Genomic DNA, 15,329 nt, shown 5'->3' with positions numbered 1-15,329 from the left:
TTAATGAAATCATGGAGAGGTTTTCTAGACAACTACTAGTGTTAGGGTTTGGAGTTCAAGAGAAGTTATCAACTTTGAAAGTTACTGTAGTTGGCTGCGGGGCTTTAGGAAGTAAGCTGGTGGAAGAGCTAGTCCGCTTAGGAGTAGGAAACGTCAAGGTGATTGACGCTGACATAGTTGAACTTTCCAACTTGCATAGGGTATCGCTCTTCGACGAGGACGACGTTGGAAAACCGAAGGCTAAGGTATGCGTCGAGAAGGCTAAAAAGATAAACAAACAAATTAACTTGGATTACGTTCTCGACGTTATAGACCAAGGAAACGTAGAGGAAATGATAAAGGGGTCGGACTTCGTATTCGATGCGCTAGACTCACCTCTGTATAGGCTAATCCTGAACGACGCATGTGTTAAGCTGGGAATACCAATGATCTATGGAGGGGTGAACTCGTGGTATGGTTCCGCTAAGCTGGTAACGAGTTCTGGATCCTGCCTTTCCTGTTTCATGAACTCGGAATCTCAAGAGGACGTTTGTGAAGTTACCGGTACTCTAGGTATAATAGTTTCAATGGTCACTTCGATTCAAGTAGGTCTAATGTTGAAAGCTCTGGAGAGTCCTGACGACCGTTTGTTCTACGTGGATGGGAAAGACCTTCAAGTGAAAGCTTTCAAGATAGAGAGGAGGGCAGACTGCCCCACCTGCTCCAAGAGGGAATTCCCTTATCTCAAGCATAAGTTCACCCCTACCTGTGGGATTGTAAGAATAAGTGAGAAAGGAGACGGGAATTTTACCGTTTTAGGAAATTCAGAGACAATTATATGCCATGAAAATGGGAAATGCTTTAAGAAGCTGAAAGGTTGAATCTCATTTAATGAAAATAACGAAATCCCTGAAGACGTTACTTTACGGACTTCTGCCTATAATAGTAATAGGGATATACTCCTTCCTTTATCACGTTAATCCGTTCAAACTGTTCGTCTCAGACCCCCTCCTTTTCCTGGCTTTCTTCGTTTTCTATGTGATTCAAAACGGTATAGATGCGGTGAGGGATAAACTCCTTACGGGACTACCATACCTCACGGTCTTGAAGGCTAGGCTAACGGGAAACGCATACGGTCTTATTCTCCCCGGGTGGATGGGACAAGAGCTAGTTAGGGCGCTGGTATACAACCCTAAATTAGATAACATGAAGAAGGGTTTAGGGTTTTCCATAGTGGAGGGTTTCATAGACACGATAGCTATATGTTCGCTGTACTTGGTTTTCTTGCCTTTCTTCTTTTCCCCTGTCCAGATCTTCTTCGTGTTTGTAGCCCTAGGTAACATTCTAGGATGGGGTGCCGGGATCTCCTTCGTTTATTATACCCACGATAGAGTGGGCAGGATAGAGAACTCATTAATAAACTTGTTAAGGTTGAAAAGTTTCACCGAGAAATACAGAGAGTTCAAGTCCTATATGAGGGTCGGAATAGAGGGAAAGTTCCCTCTCCTCTTTGGAATATCTTTCTTGAGTTTCTGGGTTCAGGGCTTGTTCTTTTTCTTGATAACCCACAACCTTCTTGTTTCCTCGTTTCTGATCGGGATATACATGGTAGGAGCACTCATCCCAATTCCATCAGAGGCTGGAATAGGAGAACTAATTCTGTCCTTATTCCTATCGCCTCAAAACGTTGTAATAACCAGGATGTCCTACTTGGTTTCCAACGCTGTAGGTTTCCTTCTTTCACGTGATGTGAGCTTCAAGGAAGTTAAAAATGGCATAGCACTAGTAACTAAGGAGAAAGATGGAAAACTTCTTGAGTGAGCCTGACTATAACGAGATAAGGAACGGTATTATTGCTTTAACCCAGAAAGAAAATACATTGATATGTGCTAACTCCTTCGATGTTGACTCGTTGATTCTTTCGTCCCTAATCATGAAATACTCCTCAGGTTATGCGTTCATTTCTTTCTCGCCATCAGAGCAATGCGATCTGTTTCTCAGGAACGAGACTGCAGGAAGGTGGATAGAAGTCCAGTCGAAGAAGTACTTCATAGGGAAGACGTCGTTTTCCTCGTTCTTCTCTCTATCCGTGAACGATATCCTCTCTATTCTTACGGGGATTATGACGTCAGCTGTGCAGGAGAGAAGGCAACTTTCAGAGATAGAGAAAAACTTGGTTATGAACTCACAGTCCTTAGGAGTCACCATAGAGAACAATCTCAAGATACCTAACTACAAGCAACTCCCCCTTTCAATTTCATTAATGCTTTCTCTTGACCCTTACCTTCCTGAGATAACAGGGAACAGGGTGAACGCTATGAAATTAGTCAAGGAACTGGGTGGCGGTGAAACGTTAAAGTTGGAGGAACTGAATGAGACCCAACTGAATACTCTATTGTTCAGGATTATAGGTTCCATGTCTAAATACAGCCAAGCTACAAGGGATGATGTCATAGCTAGTAGAATATTTTACATGGAATACGACCTCCTGGAGATGGCTTTCGTTTCTCTTTACGAGCTAGACGTTCATGGCGCAGACAGGATCGTAGAAATGGTCTTTAACCCTTCCTTCGTCGAGGTCATGATCGACGAGTTTAGATCTAACGCAATAAGGGGATTCTCTTTCAACATCAAGGAGGGAAAGAACGTGTATAAGGTAGAAACTTCCCTCACATCTCCTCAGCTAGCACATTTAGTTATCCTTCAACAGAAAATGAAGAGCAAACCAGTCGTCATAGTTCAAGATAATAAAAATTTCTCTAGCAAGTTTTTCTTTCCAAAACTGGATGGGAAAGGGTTGATTCAAGTTGATGGTATCGATTAAGATAGAAGTGGATTACGATAAGCCAGAGGAGATAGTAAGATCCATTGAGGTGGATAACGTAGACGTTCCTGAGGGCATGAGAATCTCATCTAAGGAGGACGCAAACAAGGCGATTATCATGATCGAAATGGACGTCAAGGAACCTAAGGAGCTTATGACTATGAGGAATACAGCAGACGAGATAATGCGTCATGTGGATGTCGTAGTCAGGACTATGAGAGGGTTAAATATATAGGGTTAACAAGAGAAAGGTATCTGATAAAAATGGGACTAAGACCAGGAAGGTGTTACAGAGAGTTCTCTGGACCAGCGTATACTAGGAAGGAATACATACCCGGAATTCCGATGCCAAAGATCACGAAGTTCACTATGGGTGACGCTAAGGCCGACTATGACTTCGAGGTAAAGCTAGTCGCCACGCAGACGGGCCAGATTCGTCATAATGCTCTCGAAGCAGCTAGGCAGATGGCGTTGAAGTATATGACCAAGAAATTAGGTTCCGAAACTGGGTTCTATTTATGGGTCTTGAAATACCCCCATCACGTAATCAGAGAGAACAAAATGATGGCCTTCGCAGGAGCAGATAGGCTTCAGGATGGGATGCGCCTATCCTTTGGTAAGCCAATAGGTACTGCAGCGAGAATAGAGAAACTGGGAGAGCCTATAATGCTGCTGAAAGTCAAAAAGGACCACTTGGAGTTCGCCAAGGAAGCGTTGAGGATAGCCTCATCAAAGGTCCCCCTAGATGTTAGGGTAGAGTACTCTCCATTAAAGAAGTGAGAGGTTATTTTCTTTTGCCATATGATTTTCAGGAAAATTATGTGATTCAGGAAATAAAGAAGCGCGGAGCTAAAAGAATTCTTCTTCAATTCCCAGAGGGTCTAAGATATTTTTCGAGTGATATAGTGAAGGATATAAGTAGCGCCCTACCTAATGTTGAAATCATAGTCTCTGGAGACTCAAGCTGGGGCGCATGTGATGTAGCGGAACATGAGGCTAGACAACTAGGGGCTGACTTAATAGTCCATTATGGTCATTCACCATATACTTGGTATTATCCAAAGTTCCCTACGATATTTGTGGAGACCAAGAGTACTCTCTCTTTAGGAGAAAAGTTGATCAAGGAGACCTTAGACCTCCTCTTAAAATATAAGCCGAGGAAAGTCGGACTTACAGCTACGGTTCAGCATGTGTCATCCATACCTTACGTTAAAGAGAGGCTTGAGAAAGAGGGATTCCAAGTAGAGGTCGGAAAGCCTTCTAACCCATTCATGCATGATGGTCAGGTACTAGGCTGTGACTACAAAGCAGGGCTAAACGTTGATGCAGACCTTTACGTTAATATTTCTGGAGGGCTCTTCCATTCCTTGGGTCTAGGCTTGGCAACTGGGAAACCCGTCATAAAAGCCGACCCTTACAGTGATTCAGCTGAGGACATAACAAAGGAGGTGTACAAGTTCCTCAAAATCAGGTACGGGAAGATAATGCAGGCTATGTCTGCTAAAAGTTGGGTTATAATTCGTGGTACAATGACGGGGCAGGACAGACCAATGATGGTGAAGTTCCTGAACTCAGAGTTGAAGAGAAAGGGATTTGAAGTTATGATAGTTTCCTCTAGAGTGCTTAACGTGGAAGTCCTCAGAAACTTAGACAGACCTAGCATAGACGCTTTCATAGTTACATCTTGTCCCAGACTTCCCACGGATGACCTTTACGGTTACGAGAAGCCAGTGTTGACTCCAGGGGAGGCTAAAATGGTTATTAATAATAAGCTAGACCCTTACATTTTCCCGTGGTAAAATGAGAAAACAAGGAGAGCTCGCCTTGCCCGGGGAAGAGTTGGCTGTAATAGAGGAGTTTATGCCAGGTGATGGAACATACGAGGACGAAGGTAAAATAAGGTCAGCAATAACGGGCAAGATATTTTACGATATGTTAAATAGAAAGAGCAACGTAATAGTTGTGAAGAAATCCCCTTTGATAAACCTGAGGAAAGCAAAGTACATGATAGGGGTTGTGGACTCAATAACTGGCGAGAACGCTAGGGTATCAGTTTACGCTGTGGAGGAGAAGAACGTAGGCGATTCGATATCTGCTATCCTCCATGTGTCACAGATAGCCAACAAGAGGATAAGCTCAATTTCCTCTTACTTGAAACCAGGAGACATAATAAGGGCTAAGCCGATAACTTCAAGGATACCAATCTCCCTCACTACGAAACCGAACGATTGCGGTGTGATTTTAGCGAAGTGCTCTATCTGCGGAACTTTGATGACAAGGGAGGACGAAGAACATTTAAGGTGTCCTTATTGCAATAACATAGAAACTAGAAAAATAGGACTATATGCGGTGAAGAAGAATGGACGTAAGACTTCTCAAAAAGAATGATAATTACATGGAATTAGAGATTCAGGGAGAGGAGCATACTCTAGGCAATTTGATAGCTGGAATGCTCCAAAGAGTAAAGGGGGTCACGTTCGCGTCGTACTATAAACCTCATCCTTTAGTGGACAAGATAATCATAAAGATAATGACTGATGGATCTTTAACCCCAATTGAGGCATTAAAGGAAGCGATTAAGATAGGAAAAGAATACAGTGAGCAGTATTTAAAGGAGATAAAGTCATTATCATGAAGGAAGAGAGAAGAGTTGCAATCAAGGTAAGGCACAAGTTTCTTGAAGGAATATGTGTGTTTAGAGGGAGCTTTCTAGAAGACCTCATGTTAAGCAAAGGAGACGTGGTATCAAAATTTCTTGCTGATTCCGTAAAGGAAGAAGTTGTGGAATCAAATTTCGGATATGGAAGTCCTTATGAGGGAAGTTTAGAACGTGTGTGTCTTACGATTGTTTCTAGGATATCAGAAAAGTTAAATACTATAAAACAATAAATGGTCTCTATTCTGGTGGTCGTTTTGAAGTTCTGTCCTAAATGCAACTCTATGATGTCACCCAGGAAATCTCAAGGTAAAAGCGTGTACAAATGTCCTAAGTGCGGGTATGAGGAGGAGATGAAGCAAAGTGTGATAATAACTAATAAGGTTAAACACTCCGTAAAGGAAAAGACTCTTGTGCTTGAGGATGGGGAGAAGCCTGAGGGTGCCCAATTAATGAAAGGTGTCTCTTGTCCCGCGTGTGGTAACAATGAAGCGTATTTCTGGATGCTACAAACTAGAAGCGCAGATGAACCTGCAACTAGATTTTATAAGTGTACTAAGTGCGGTAAGGTCTGGAGGGAATACGAGTAAATCTTATTAGCGAAGTAAATCTTATCTTACTGTGGACCCGTAGCTCAGCCAGGATAGAGCGCTGGCCTTCTAAGTCAGTGGTCGGGGGTCCGAATCCCCCCGGGTCCGCCACACCCTGGCTCATTTCCCGTGATACACTTCAGCCGTCCTTTTCTATGCTTCTCCATTTGAATTATCATTCGCTCTCATTTAATTTTATGCAATATGTAGATATCTTTATTTCAAATTGAAATAACTCAAAGAGTCATATATCTATTTGATTTAATATATTGTGAGGGTTCTATTACAACAAGCATAAAAACTTGCGTAAATTAACACGTCTGAAATGCCTATCTATATCGATTCTAAATTCTATGTTAAAGAGGTTAAGGGCGTTATCATGTTTACATTACACAGAATATGTCTAGCGGTAAGCGGAGGTACCATTAAGGAGAACCCTTAGAGAAGATTATAGAGACCTACCTTAAAAATAGAGGCCAAGGCGAGGGATCCTCGCGGGACATAATAGCCGGGCAGGGATTCGAACCCTGGTCCCAGGGGCCAAAGCCCTAGATCCTTGGCCGCTAGACTACCCGGCTAAACTGATACTCGCTGTAACAACATTTAAAACTTTTTCTCAATTTGTTATGTCCTAAATTACGTCAAGTTAACGTGAAGTGACAGCATAAAGAACAATATAAATGAATACCGAAACCTTTAAATATTATGAATACATAAGTTTAAAAGGTTTGCGGGTGTTCCGCAATCCTCTAGGTGGTCAACACATGTCTCAAGATTCAGAAAAGGATTCTCAGTCTGCTTCCTCTATTTGTCCTCAAGATAAAATAGTTTTCGATGCGGAAAGGGGAGAATATATATGTACTGAAACGGGCGAGGTAATAGAAGAGAGGGCTATAGATCAAGGCCCAGAGTGGAGGGCTTTCACTCCAGAAGAGAAAGAGAAGAGAAGCAGAGTTGGAGGTCCTTTAAATCAAACTATACATGATAGGGGTCTTTCAACCCTAATAGATTGGAAGGATAAGGACGCAATGGGTAGGACTTTAGACCCACGTAGGAGACTTGAAGCTCTTAGATGGAGAAAATGGCAGATAAGGGCTAGGATTCAGAGCTCAATAGATCGTAACTTAGCCCAAGCAATGAATGAGCTAGAGCGTATTGGAAATCTTCTCAATTTACCTAAATCAGTTAAGGACGAGGCTGCACTGATTTACAGGAAGGCAGTAGAGAAGGGTTTAGTAAGAGGAAGGAGCATAGAGAGCGTTGTTGCAGCAGCTATCTATGCTGCATGCAGAAGAATGAAGATAGCCAGAACACTAGATGAGATATCTCAATTTACTAAGGCAAATAGGAAGGAAGTAGCAAGGTGCTATAGGCTGCTATTGAGAGAACTTGACGTTGAAGTTCCTGTAAGCGATTCAAAAGATTATGTCACTAGGATAGGCTCACTTCTTAGATTGAGCGGAGCTGTAATGAAGACTGCGGCTGAAATTCTTGATAAGGCTAAAAACGTAGGACTCACTGCAGGGAAGGACCCTGCAGGTCTGGCTGCAGCCGCAATCTACATAGCTGCACTTCAGAACGACGATAGAAGGACACAGAAGGAAATAGCTCAAGTCGCTGGAGTTACGGAAGTGACAGTAAGGAATAGATATAAGGAGTTAATTAATGAACTAAAGATACAAATTCCCACTCAATAAATATTTCTTTTTTTTCTATTACTATTTTTCTTTATAAGAAAATTTTACTCTCAGTTCTTTCTGTTTCTTTATCCCTCCTTCACGGGCTTGGATGAAAAAAGAAGCTAAGTGATATCACGAGATATATTTAAAGAAACATTATCTTTGATGATAAACTAGTAATCATTAATAATATACCAAAATTATCTACTCTATCGTTAGAATATTAGATTCAGGATACCCCATTTTTATTAGAATCTCTCTTGCCTTATCCCTGTGATCCCCTTGAATTATTATCTTTCCGTCTTTAACTGTTCCTCCAGCAGCCAACTTAGATTTAAGCTCGGATGCTTTCTTTCTAAGTTCGTCTTCAGAATCAGCTAGACCTTCTATTATAGTAACTTCTTTTCCATACCTTCTTTTCTCTAATTTAATTTTTATAAATTGTTCTTCTTTATTTAGTTGTTCACATATATCTGCGGGTAAACCTCCGCACAGATTATCTGCCATTCTCAAATATGAAGTTAAGTGATCCTCTATTTTTAACTTTTCCGTTCCTGATCAGATGAAAAGCTTAAAAATATAGACGTTCTACTCTTTACCCCATGGCAACTTATAGATGTGGGAAGTGTTGGAAGACCTTTGGTGACGACCAGCTTAAAGTCCTGCCTGGTATCAGGTGCCCTTACTGTGGTTACAAGATAATTTACATGGTAAGAAAGTCTGGCATAAAAACTGTGAAGGCAATCTAGACATTTTTCTTCTTCATTCTTTAAGTCCTCTAAAAGACGATCATTTTGGTCTCGCACTTAACATAGAGCCTTTAAGATCCCAACTAACAAAAATTTTCTCTCTTTCTTTTCTCTTAATTTCTCTTATGCATCATTGGCTCAACTTCTCCTAATAGGGAAAGATAAGTCATTTTTTAGAAGCCTTAACTATCGCTGCTGCAGTCTCTAGTATGAGTTTTGATCCAAGTACAGATGTTATTCCAGATGGATCGAAAGGAGGTGAAACTTCTACAACGTCATATCCTACTACCCTATCGTCTACCACTAGTGACATTATGTCCATTACAGTTGTAGGATCTATTCCTTCAGGCTCAGGTGTTGCGACTCCAGGGGCAAAGCTCGGATCTATTCCATCCATGTCGTATGAGATGTATATAGCAGAGCATTCCTCGAGGGACTTGCTTACCTTCTTTGCTACCTCCCTATAACCTAGCAATTTGACCTCTTTGGAGGTTATGAAAGGTATGCCTTCTTTGTTAGCATATTCAATTTCTTCCCTACTTACTGCTCTATTTGCAACTTCAATAATCTTCACTCCCATTTCGGATACTCTCCTCATTACGCAGGCGTGATCGTATTTATATCCCATGTAATCGTCTCTCAAGTCCAGATGAGCGTCGAAGCTCAGTACGCAAATCCCGCTCCTCTTTTCCTTGACAACGCCCTTCATTATCCCTGCAGTTACCGTGTGTTCTCCTCCGATCGAAACAGTGATTCTACCCTGCGATTGATAGTAACTTACGACTTCCGAGATCCTCTTTATGTTCTCTTCCACAGAGGACGGATGCATTATCACGTCTCCCGCATCGTAAAATCCTATTTCTCCCATGTCGACGTTAGACCTGAGCGAGAAGAACTCTATGTATTGGGTAGCTTCCCTTATATAAGACGGGGCGAATCTACTTCCAGGTCTATAGCTACTTGTGATGTCCATTGGTAGTCCAAGGATCACAAACCTAGAGTCTCTCTTCTCGAACCCGGCAAACTTTCTAGCGTTCTCATTTAGGTAAAGAAGCCTAGAATCGCTCATAGAAGGTTTTAATGAAGGAACTTTATAAACTCTCTGTAGGTCTAACTCTTGTGAGTGACGTATACAATAAAGCGGTAGAACTTGCAAAAAGGCGAGGAATTTTCTGGCCCTCTTATGAGATATATGGGGGTATAGCAGGGCTTTACGACATAGGTCCTGTCGGTACAATAATAAAGAACAAGATAGTTAAGCTATGGAGGAAGCACTTCATAGGCTCTACTGCGGGAATGGTAGTCGAAGTTGAAACTCCTATGATCACTCCAGAGAAGGTATTTGAGGCTAGCGGACACCTGAAGAACTTCACTGATCCAGTAGTTCAATGCAATAAGTGTCACAAAGTTTACCGTGCAGATCACCTAGTTGAGGAGATACTACACAAGAGCTTTGAGTCTTTCACTGCAGACCAACTCAATTCGGTAATTAAGGAAAACGGGATCAAATGTCCCAGTTGTAGTGGAGATCTCGGAGACGTGAGGTACTTCAACCTCCTGTTCGAGACTACTATAGGTCCATACACAGGAGAAAGGGGCTTCTTGAGACCTGAGACGGCCCAAGGAATGTTCACAGCCTTCAAGAGAGTATATGAAAGTTACAGACAGAGGTTACCCGTAGGGATAGCGCAAATAGGACGGGTCGCTAGGAACGAAATATCACCGAGGCAAGGTCTCGTGAGAATGAGGGAATTCTCCATCATGGAAGTAGAGTTCTTTATGGACCCTAAAGACGAGAGCGTACCATTAGAAGGCATAGAGAACGTTAAGGTAAACGTACTGAAAGCTCAAACCAAGGAGCAGGGAAGACAAGATCTGGACTCCTTCACGATAAGGGAACTTGTGGACGAGAAGATAGTAATTCACCCTTGGATGGCATATTGGATGGCCAGAGCGTCCCAATTCGTGAGTGATCTAGGTATAAACGAGTTCTACTTTGAAGAGAAATTACCTCAAGAAAGAGCTCACTATTCGAAGCAAACTTTCGATCAGATAGCTATAGTAGGAGGTGAGAAGGTGGAGATATCGGGTCATGCTTACAGGGGAGACTACGACCTTTCTGGTCATTCAAGGGTAAGCGGACAGGATCTTTCCGTGTTCAAGAAATATGATAAGCCAATGGTTGTGAAGAAGAAGAGCGTCATAGTGAACAGACAGAAGATTTCTTCCTTGCCTGAGGCAAAAGATATCATGAAGAGGATAAGCAACGCTACAGTGGAAGAGGTAGAGGAGATGCTCAAGAAGAACGTAACAGTTGGGTCGGTACCCATTTCATCGGTAGTCTCCATAATAGAAAGAGAGGAGAAAGTTAGCGGGGAGAAGTTCTTCCCTCATGTGGTGGAACCCTCATTTGGAGTCGAGAGATCCCTTTATCTAGTCGTGGTCAATTCCTACAGGGAAAGGAAGGATAGGGTGATACTGTCATTACCTAAAGACCTCGCTCCGTACGACGTAGCTGTCTTTCCCCTCCTAGAGAAAGGAGAGATAGTGAACAAGGCAAAGGACATATACCTTAACCTTTCCAAGAGATTCGATGTACTTTACGACGAGGGTGGAAGCATAGGTAAGAGATATGCTAGGGCAGACGAGATAGGGGTTCCCTTCGACATCACAGTGGACCCTCAATCAATAGATGACTCAACAGTCACGATACGTGACAGGGACTCCTGGGATCAAGTCAGAGTTAAAATGGACTCCTTGGTCGACTCTTTAGAAAAGCTATTTAACGGAATAGAGCTAAGTACGTTAGGGGAAAAGGCGAGTAGTAATGAGTGAGGACAAAGAGGAGAAGAAGGTAGACGTCAAGTCTCTCGTGAACGTGATACCTCCTGCATCAGCGTTGAAAGGAAACACCAAGCAAGGTCCGAAAGAGAAGAGAGTTAAAATTAGAAAGAGGGCAGATGTGGGAAAGGGAACTATACTCTTATCTACCAAGCTGGCTAATGAGCTTTCAATAAAGGGAGAGTTGGAAATATCTGTCAAAGGAAGGAGGGAGAAATTCAAGGCAGTGGTTCAAGACGGAATAGTCGACTATGAGATATGGGCGAGTTCTCCCGATATGATAGAGCTAGGGCTGGTGGATAACAGCACGGTGACAGTGAGGGCAGCTCAATGAGCGACATTAAGGTCAGCAGAGTCCTCTTTGAGTTCGAGACCATAATAAAGGATCATTCCTTCTATCTCGAGGAACTGGAGAACATGGTCAGCATACCTGACTTCGATGTAGATAAAGCTGAGAGGGTAATAAAGAGGATGCGAAGGCTCAGAAGGGACCTTGAGAGGGGTATCACAGTGATAACTCAGAACGTTGATTTTATGAACGAGAAGCAGACTAAGGAGGAAGCTTTGGGAATACTTAACTACCTGATGGTAGTTGGACTTAAGGAGGAAAAAGATACAATAAATCAATTGAAGGAGAACATGAACAGGAGGGGAATAACTAACGATTTGGAAAAAGATTTAGATCAATTACAAAGAATTTTAAACAGCATTTCAAGATTTAGTTTTTAAACCCTTTATCACGAATTATAGCGATGGGTAGTGGATTAGCTAACCTCACAATAGAGGAACAACTGCAACAGATATGCACTAAGGTACTCGATGAGATGAGAATTCTTTACGAGCTGATGACAAACGAAAACTTAAGCGTTAATCCTCTCCAAGTTTACTCAAAGATAAGTAGCGTGAAAGACGACGTAGAGATTTCTAAGTATAAGCTCGGTGAATATATCATAAGAGTAAGGGAAGCAATTCAGGACGGAGATCTTTACTTGGAGATTCTCAATAACCTTGAGAAGAGCGCTCAGAACATAGATGCAGCAGGATACAGATACAGTGTTATCCTCTCAAGAGGGAACAAGATGGACGGAGTGACTTATAGATTGCTTGTAGTCATGGTGGAGAAGTTGATGGCTAGCATAACTCAGCTTAGTGAATCCATTAGGCTATTGTCGGTAAATCCTTCCAAAAGCTTGGAGAGCTCTAAGGCGATAGTGAAGATGGAAGAGGAAGTAGACGAGCTTTATAGAAGCTTCGAGCTTAAGCTGTATGAGAAGAGCGGAAATGATCTGGTCTATATCATGTTAGCTAAGGACGTTGCGGATAGGTTAGAAGACTCGGAGGACTTGTTAAAGGTATCGTCTGACACTTTGACGTATCTGGCCTTTGAGAGGAGCTGAATGCAAGGTATATTGCTGGAGAACAGAGTTGTGGTAGTTAACATAGAAGATGCAAGAGAGATTTATAAGAAAGGTTTCTTCGGTAAGCCTCTGGGAGTTCCTAAGCCAAAGGGACCTGAGGAGGTCGACAGGCCTTTAGAGTTATCCTTTGTGGAATCCTTATACCTAATGGAAAACTTTGGGTTAGAGATAGTCAACTTAGATGGGAAGAAAGTGACTAAGGATGAGCTGACTAAACATGCTTTGGCTACTGTAGATAGGTTCAATGTGCTTTACGCTGTGTACTCGGATTTAAGGAAAAAGAAGTTCATCGTTAGGTCTGGAATCAAGTTCGGAGCAGACTTCGCTGTTTACACGATGGGTCCGGGCATAGAGCATGCTCCTTTCGTAGTCATAGCGTTGGATATAAACAACGAGATATCTCCTTTAGAACTCATGAGTTTCGGCAGGGTATCTCATAGCACTAGGAAGACCTTGGTTCTAGCTATGGTAGATCTCAAAAAGGAACTCATAAAGTACACAATGTTTAAATGGGTAAAAATGTAACTTGATATAAAGGTTAAACGGGGGTTAGTCTACTTGAGAGATCAGCCAAATAAAGTTCGCTTTAATGATAAGGCTTCCCTTCAGGGAGAGCCAAAACCTCTACCGTTAGGCGGAAAGTGTAACTATCTATGTCCCTATTTTAGGTGTAACAAGAAAGCCCTACTAATACAGCAGAAATACAATAAGGGAAATCCTCAAAAAGTTGGCTGGTGCAGGTGGGTAGGAGATACTTGTATCACAGGAGACTGCCAATACGCTTACTGTGAGAAGAGAGCACTTCTCCCTGGAAATCGTTGCGCCTATGCTAACGCAAGGAAGACTGATGACGACATAGAGAAAGACTTAACCGGAGACGATGAGGTAGACAAAGTCAAGGACATAATCTCTAAGAAGTTCGGAAAGAAGGACATAGACATTTTATAAAACTCTTGTTCCTTTCCATTTATTATAAATTTCATGTTTTATTCCTAACATATCTAAAGTTTTTCCTACAACGAAGTTGACCATGTCATCAATGCTCTTAGGCATGGTGTAAAAACCCGGTGAAGCAGGTAAGAAAATCACGCCGAGTCTGGCGAGCTTCAGTGCATTTTCAAGCTCTATCGCACCGAGGGGCGTCTCCCTAACTACTAGAACTAGCTTTCCTCCTGTCCTTACGTAATTTAGAGCAGCACGGGAGACCAAGTTTGATGCTATTCCGTTCGCTATCTCAGCCATGCTTTTAACGCTACAGGGTATTATAGCCATCCCTAAAGTCCAGACAGTGTAGCTTGAGCTCGACATGGGTGCGTCAATCTCTTCCTCCATGAAGAAGGAAGCGAGTTCACCTATTTTCTGCCTCAAATCGAAACCGTTCTCTATTCTAGCCACCTTCTCTGCTTCCCTCGATAAAATTACCATGGGCCTGTATCCTAACTTTACAAGCTCCTCTACTGTTCTCAGACCATATATTATTCCGCTAGCTCCCGTTATAGCTACAGTAACTTCGTTGCCTTTCTCCCTCCCTTTATTTGTTCCTGTCTCTTTAGCCATTCCGTCATCCATTGTCTATAGCACCTTTCACTACAGAAAACCCACGGTTTATTGTTGCAACACGTCTTTACAGTTAAAGGTTTTCCTTTAATTACGTTTTTACACCAGTCGCACTTTATTGATTTGGCTTCGTAATCTATACTTAACGGCATGCAGATAACTCGTAATTGTAATTAATAAACTAATTAATGATTACTTTTTTATAAGTTACTTTATAACTTAGTTATGAAGACTTCTCCTTATGGAACAGATTAGGATAAAGCAGGTTGATGAGAAAAAGATAAGTCAATACATCATAAAGTACACAATGGAAGATTGGATGAGTATTGTCGATTCAGACGTAGTAATAGTAGGAGCCGGTCCTTCGGGGATGACCGCTGCGTATTACTTGGCGAAGGCAGGCAAGAAGACGGTTATTTTCGAAAGGAGACTAAGTTTCGGTGGTGGAATAGGTGGAGGAGCAATGAACTTTCATAAGGTAGTCATAGAGACTCCCGCAAACGAGATAATGGAGGAAGTAGGCGTAAAGATGAAGGAAGTAGAGGAAGGTGTCTTCGTGGTAGACACGGCTGAGTTCATGGCTAAGTTGGGGGCTGCAGTAGTAGATGCTGGAGCTAAGATAATACACGGAGTGACTGTAGACGACGTAATATTCAGGGAGGATCCTCTGAGAGTGGCAGGGGTTGCAGTCGAGTGGACCTCAACCCAGATGTCAGGTCTTCACGTTGACCCGCTGTTCATTTCAGCTAAAGCAGTGTTGGACGCAACTGGTCATGACTCAGAAATTATTTCAGTAGCAGCAAGGAAATTACCAGAACTCAACATACAGATCCCAGGTGAGAAGTCAGCGTACAGCGAGATAGCTGAAGAGCTTGTTGTAATGAACTCAGGGAAGGTGGCAGAGGGGCTTTATTCATCTGGAATGGCAACGGCAGAAGTTAGGGGCCTTCCAAGGATGGGGCCGATATTCGGTGCTATGTTACTCTCCGGAAGGAAAGTGGCAGAAGACATTATCCACGACATCCGTTAGTCTTAA

22 protein-coding genes and 2 tRNA genes are annotated in these 15,329 nt (G+C 42.4%); 20 read left to right on the top strand and 4 right to left on the bottom strand.

The features are described from left to right. Positions 1–11: 11 nt before the first annotated feature. The 11 genes from IC007_RS06985 to IC007_RS06935 all read left to right on the top strand — a co-directional run bounded on the left by IC007_RS06985 (position 12) and on the right by IC007_RS06935 (position 6,160). The gene (locus tag IC007_RS06985; protein ID WP_054845082.1) at positions 12–860 is read left to right on the top strand and encodes a HesA/MoeB/ThiF family protein; all 849 of its coding nucleotides are present in this window, start codon (positions 12–14) and stop codon (positions 858–860) included. Between the two features lie 10 nt (positions 861–870). Then, complete coding sequence (locus IC007_RS06980; protein ID WP_054845083.1) at positions 871–1,800, top strand: lysylphosphatidylglycerol synthase domain-containing protein; 930 nt, start codon at positions 871–873, stop codon at positions 1,798–1,800. After that, on the top strand, positions 1,781–2,803 hold the full coding sequence (locus IC007_RS06975; RefSeq protein WP_149528547.1) for an SSO0295 family DNA-binding domain-containing protein: 1,023 nt from the start codon (positions 1,781–1,783) through the stop codon (positions 2,801–2,803). Before IC007_RS06980 ends, IC007_RS06975 begins: the two co-directional genes overlap by 20 nt. Continuing rightward, positions 2,790–3,038, top strand: a complete 249-nt coding sequence (locus IC007_RS06970) for a KEOPS complex subunit Pcc1 (protein WP_054845086.1) — start codon at positions 2,790–2,792, stop codon at positions 3,036–3,038. The genes IC007_RS06975 and IC007_RS06970 overlap by 14 nt, the downstream gene beginning before the upstream one ends. 29 nt (positions 3,039–3,067) lie before the next feature. Continuing rightward, the gene (locus IC007_RS06965; RefSeq protein WP_054845087.1) at positions 3,068–3,583 is read left to right on the top strand and encodes a 50S ribosomal protein L16; all 516 of its coding nucleotides are present in this window, start codon (positions 3,068–3,070) and stop codon (positions 3,581–3,583) included. Between the two features lie 14 nt (positions 3,584–3,597). Further along, positions 3,598–4,602: a diphthamide biosynthesis enzyme Dph2 gene (dph2, locus tag IC007_RS06960; protein WP_149528546.1), complete on the top strand. Its 1,005-nt coding sequence runs from the start codon at positions 3,598–3,600 to the stop codon at positions 4,600–4,602. Between the two features lies 1 nt (position 4,603). Further along, positions 4,604–5,191, top strand: coding sequence for an exosome complex RNA-binding protein Csl4 (locus IC007_RS06955; protein ID WP_149528545.1), 588 nt, complete (start codon positions 4,604–4,606; stop codon positions 5,189–5,191). After that, positions 5,163–5,438, top strand: coding sequence for a DNA-directed RNA polymerase subunit L (locus IC007_RS06950; RefSeq protein WP_054845088.1), 276 nt, complete (start codon positions 5,163–5,165; stop codon positions 5,436–5,438). The genes IC007_RS06955 and IC007_RS06950 overlap by 29 nt, the downstream gene beginning before the upstream one ends. Then, on the top strand, positions 5,435–5,692 hold the full coding sequence (locus IC007_RS06945; protein ID WP_149528544.1) for a hypothetical protein: 258 nt from the start codon (positions 5,435–5,437) through the stop codon (positions 5,690–5,692). Before IC007_RS06950 ends, IC007_RS06945 begins: the two co-directional genes overlap by 4 nt. A gap of 24 nt (positions 5,693–5,716) precedes the next feature. Next, complete coding sequence (locus tag IC007_RS06940; RefSeq protein ID WP_054845203.1) at positions 5,717–6,049, top strand: transcription factor S; 333 nt, start codon at positions 5,717–5,719, stop codon at positions 6,047–6,049. Positions 6,050–6,082: 33 nt separating this feature from the next. Beyond that, positions 6,083–6,160 (top strand) — tRNA-Arg (locus IC007_RS06935). A 394-nt stretch (positions 6,161–6,554) separates the two neighbouring features. Here IC007_RS06935 and IC007_RS06930 read toward each other — a convergent pair. After that, positions 6,555–6,627 (bottom strand) — tRNA-Gln (locus IC007_RS06930). Between the two features lie 186 nt (positions 6,628–6,813). Here IC007_RS06930 and IC007_RS06925 point away from each other — a divergent pair. Next, positions 6,814–7,746, top strand: a complete 933-nt coding sequence (locus IC007_RS06925; RefSeq protein WP_149528543.1) for a transcription initiation factor IIB — start codon at positions 6,814–6,816, stop codon at positions 7,744–7,746. Positions 7,747–7,932: 186 nt separating this feature from the next. Here IC007_RS06925 and IC007_RS06920 read toward each other — a convergent pair whose 3' ends face one another. Further along, on the bottom strand, positions 7,933–8,235 hold the full coding sequence (locus IC007_RS06920; RefSeq protein ID WP_054845090.1) for a translation initiation factor: 303 nt from the start codon (positions 8,233–8,235) through the stop codon (positions 7,933–7,935). 95 nt (positions 8,236–8,330) lie between these two features. Between IC007_RS06920 and IC007_RS06915 the strand changes: the two genes are divergently transcribed. Next, positions 8,331–8,477 carry a DNA-directed RNA polymerase subunit P gene (locus IC007_RS06915; RefSeq protein WP_084739582.1) on the top strand — a complete coding sequence of 49 codons (147 nt, stop codon included), beginning with the start codon at positions 8,331–8,333 and terminating at the stop codon, positions 8,475–8,477. 166 nt (positions 8,478–8,643) lie between these two features. Here IC007_RS06915 and speB read toward each other — a convergent pair whose 3' ends face one another. Beyond that, positions 8,644–9,546, bottom strand: a complete 903-nt coding sequence (gene speB, locus IC007_RS06910) for an agmatinase (RefSeq protein ID WP_054845091.1) — start codon at positions 9,544–9,546, stop codon at positions 8,644–8,646. A 50-nt stretch (positions 9,547–9,596) separates the two neighbouring features. Between speB and glyS the strand changes: the two genes are divergently transcribed. From glyS to IC007_RS06880, 6 genes are read left to right on the top strand one after another with little or no spacing between them, the layout of a single operon-like run. Beyond that, a complete protein-coding gene (glyS, locus tag IC007_RS06905) occupies positions 9,597–11,312 on the top strand; it encodes a glycine--tRNA ligase (RefSeq protein ID WP_149528542.1) in 1,716 nt (571 codons plus the stop codon). Continuing rightward, positions 11,305–11,652, top strand: a complete 348-nt coding sequence (locus IC007_RS06900) for a hypothetical protein (protein ID WP_149528541.1) — start codon at positions 11,305–11,307, stop codon at positions 11,650–11,652. Before glyS ends, IC007_RS06900 begins: the two co-directional genes overlap by 8 nt. Further along, positions 11,649–12,047, top strand: coding sequence for a hypothetical protein (locus IC007_RS06895; protein WP_149528540.1), 399 nt, complete (start codon positions 11,649–11,651; stop codon positions 12,045–12,047). The genes IC007_RS06900 and IC007_RS06895 overlap by 4 nt, the downstream gene beginning before the upstream one ends. Positions 12,048–12,070: 23 nt before the next feature. After that, positions 12,071–12,715 carry a hypothetical protein gene (locus tag IC007_RS06890; RefSeq protein WP_054845094.1) on the top strand — a complete coding sequence of 215 codons (645 nt, stop codon included), beginning with the start codon at positions 12,071–12,073 and terminating at the stop codon, positions 12,713–12,715. Then, positions 12,716–13,261 (top strand): tRNA-intron lyase, encoded by a 546-nt coding sequence (gene endA / locus IC007_RS06885; RefSeq protein WP_054845095.1) that lies wholly within the window; start codon positions 12,716–12,718, stop codon positions 13,259–13,261. Between the two features lie 33 nt (positions 13,262–13,294). After that, complete coding sequence (locus tag IC007_RS06880) at positions 13,295–13,684, top strand: hypothetical protein (protein WP_054845096.1); 390 nt, start codon at positions 13,295–13,297, stop codon at positions 13,682–13,684. Here the strand turns inward: IC007_RS06880 and IC007_RS06875 are convergent. Then, complete coding sequence (locus IC007_RS06875; RefSeq protein WP_054845097.1) at positions 13,679–14,305, bottom strand: UbiX family flavin prenyltransferase; 627 nt, start codon at positions 14,303–14,305, stop codon at positions 13,679–13,681. The two genes, IC007_RS06880 and IC007_RS06875, sit on opposite strands and share 6 nt — an antisense overlap. Before the next feature lie 229 nt (positions 14,306–14,534). Between IC007_RS06875 and IC007_RS06865 the strand changes: the two genes are divergently transcribed. Then, the gene (locus IC007_RS06865; protein WP_054845098.1) at positions 14,535–15,323 is read left to right on the top strand and encodes a sulfide-dependent adenosine diphosphate thiazole synthase; all 789 of its coding nucleotides are present in this window, start codon (positions 14,535–14,537) and stop codon (positions 15,321–15,323) included. Positions 15,324–15,329: the final 6 nt, after the last annotated feature.

The organism is Sulfuracidifex tepidarius, from assembly GCF_008326425.1.
Classification (GTDB): domain Archaea; phylum Thermoproteota; class Thermoprotei_A; order Sulfolobales; family Sulfolobaceae; genus Sulfuracidifex; species Sulfuracidifex tepidarius.
Note: the sequence above shows the minus strand (reverse complement) of the source record. Positions and strands in the feature narration are given on the sequence as shown.

Coding starts and splice junctions, on each gene's coding strand:
- IC007_RS06985 (WP_054845082.1), top strand. CDS start 12: ATGGAGAGGTTTTCTAGACAACTACTAGTGTTAGGGTTTGGAGTTCAA.
- IC007_RS06980 (WP_054845083.1), top strand. CDS start 871: ATGAAAATAACGAAATCCCTGAAGACGTTACTTTACGGACTTCTGCCT.
- IC007_RS06975 (WP_149528547.1), top strand. CDS start 1,781: ATGGAAAACTTCTTGAGTGAGCCTGACTATAACGAGATAAGGAACGGT.
- IC007_RS06970 (WP_054845086.1), top strand. CDS start 2,790: ATGGTATCGATTAAGATAGAAGTGGATTACGATAAGCCAGAGGAGATA.
- IC007_RS06965 (WP_054845087.1), top strand. CDS start 3,068: ATGGGACTAAGACCAGGAAGGTGTTACAGAGAGTTCTCTGGACCAGCG.
- IC007_RS06955 (WP_149528545.1), top strand. CDS start 4,604: ATGAGAAAACAAGGAGAGCTCGCCTTGCCCGGGGAAGAGTTGGCTGTA.
- IC007_RS06950 (WP_054845088.1), top strand. CDS start 5,163: ATGGACGTAAGACTTCTCAAAAAGAATGATAATTACATGGAATTAGAG.
- IC007_RS06945 (WP_149528544.1), top strand. CDS start 5,435: ATGAAGGAAGAGAGAAGAGTTGCAATCAAGGTAAGGCACAAGTTTCTT.
- IC007_RS06925 (WP_149528543.1), top strand. CDS start 6,814: ATGTCTCAAGATTCAGAAAAGGATTCTCAGTCTGCTTCCTCTATTTGT.
- IC007_RS06920 (WP_054845090.1), bottom strand. CDS start 8,235: ATGGCAGATAATCTGTGCGGAGGTTTACCCGCAGATATATGTGAACAA.
- IC007_RS06915 (WP_084739582.1), top strand. CDS start 8,331: ATGGCAACTTATAGATGTGGGAAGTGTTGGAAGACCTTTGGTGACGAC.
- speB (WP_054845091.1), bottom strand. CDS start 9,546: ATGAGCGATTCTAGGCTTCTTTACCTAAATGAGAACGCTAGAAAGTTT.
- IC007_RS06900 (WP_149528541.1), top strand. CDS start 11,305: ATGAGTGAGGACAAAGAGGAGAAGAAGGTAGACGTCAAGTCTCTCGTG.
- IC007_RS06895 (WP_149528540.1), top strand. CDS start 11,649: ATGAGCGACATTAAGGTCAGCAGAGTCCTCTTTGAGTTCGAGACCATA.
- IC007_RS06890 (WP_054845094.1), top strand. CDS start 12,071: ATGGGTAGTGGATTAGCTAACCTCACAATAGAGGAACAACTGCAACAG.
- endA (WP_054845095.1), top strand. CDS start 12,716: ATGCAAGGTATATTGCTGGAGAACAGAGTTGTGGTAGTTAACATAGAA.
- IC007_RS06875 (WP_054845097.1), bottom strand. CDS start 14,305: ATGGATGACGGAATGGCTAAAGAGACAGGAACAAATAAAGGGAGGGAG.
- IC007_RS06865 (WP_054845098.1), top strand. CDS start 14,535: ATGGAACAGATTAGGATAAAGCAGGTTGATGAGAAAAAGATAAGTCAA.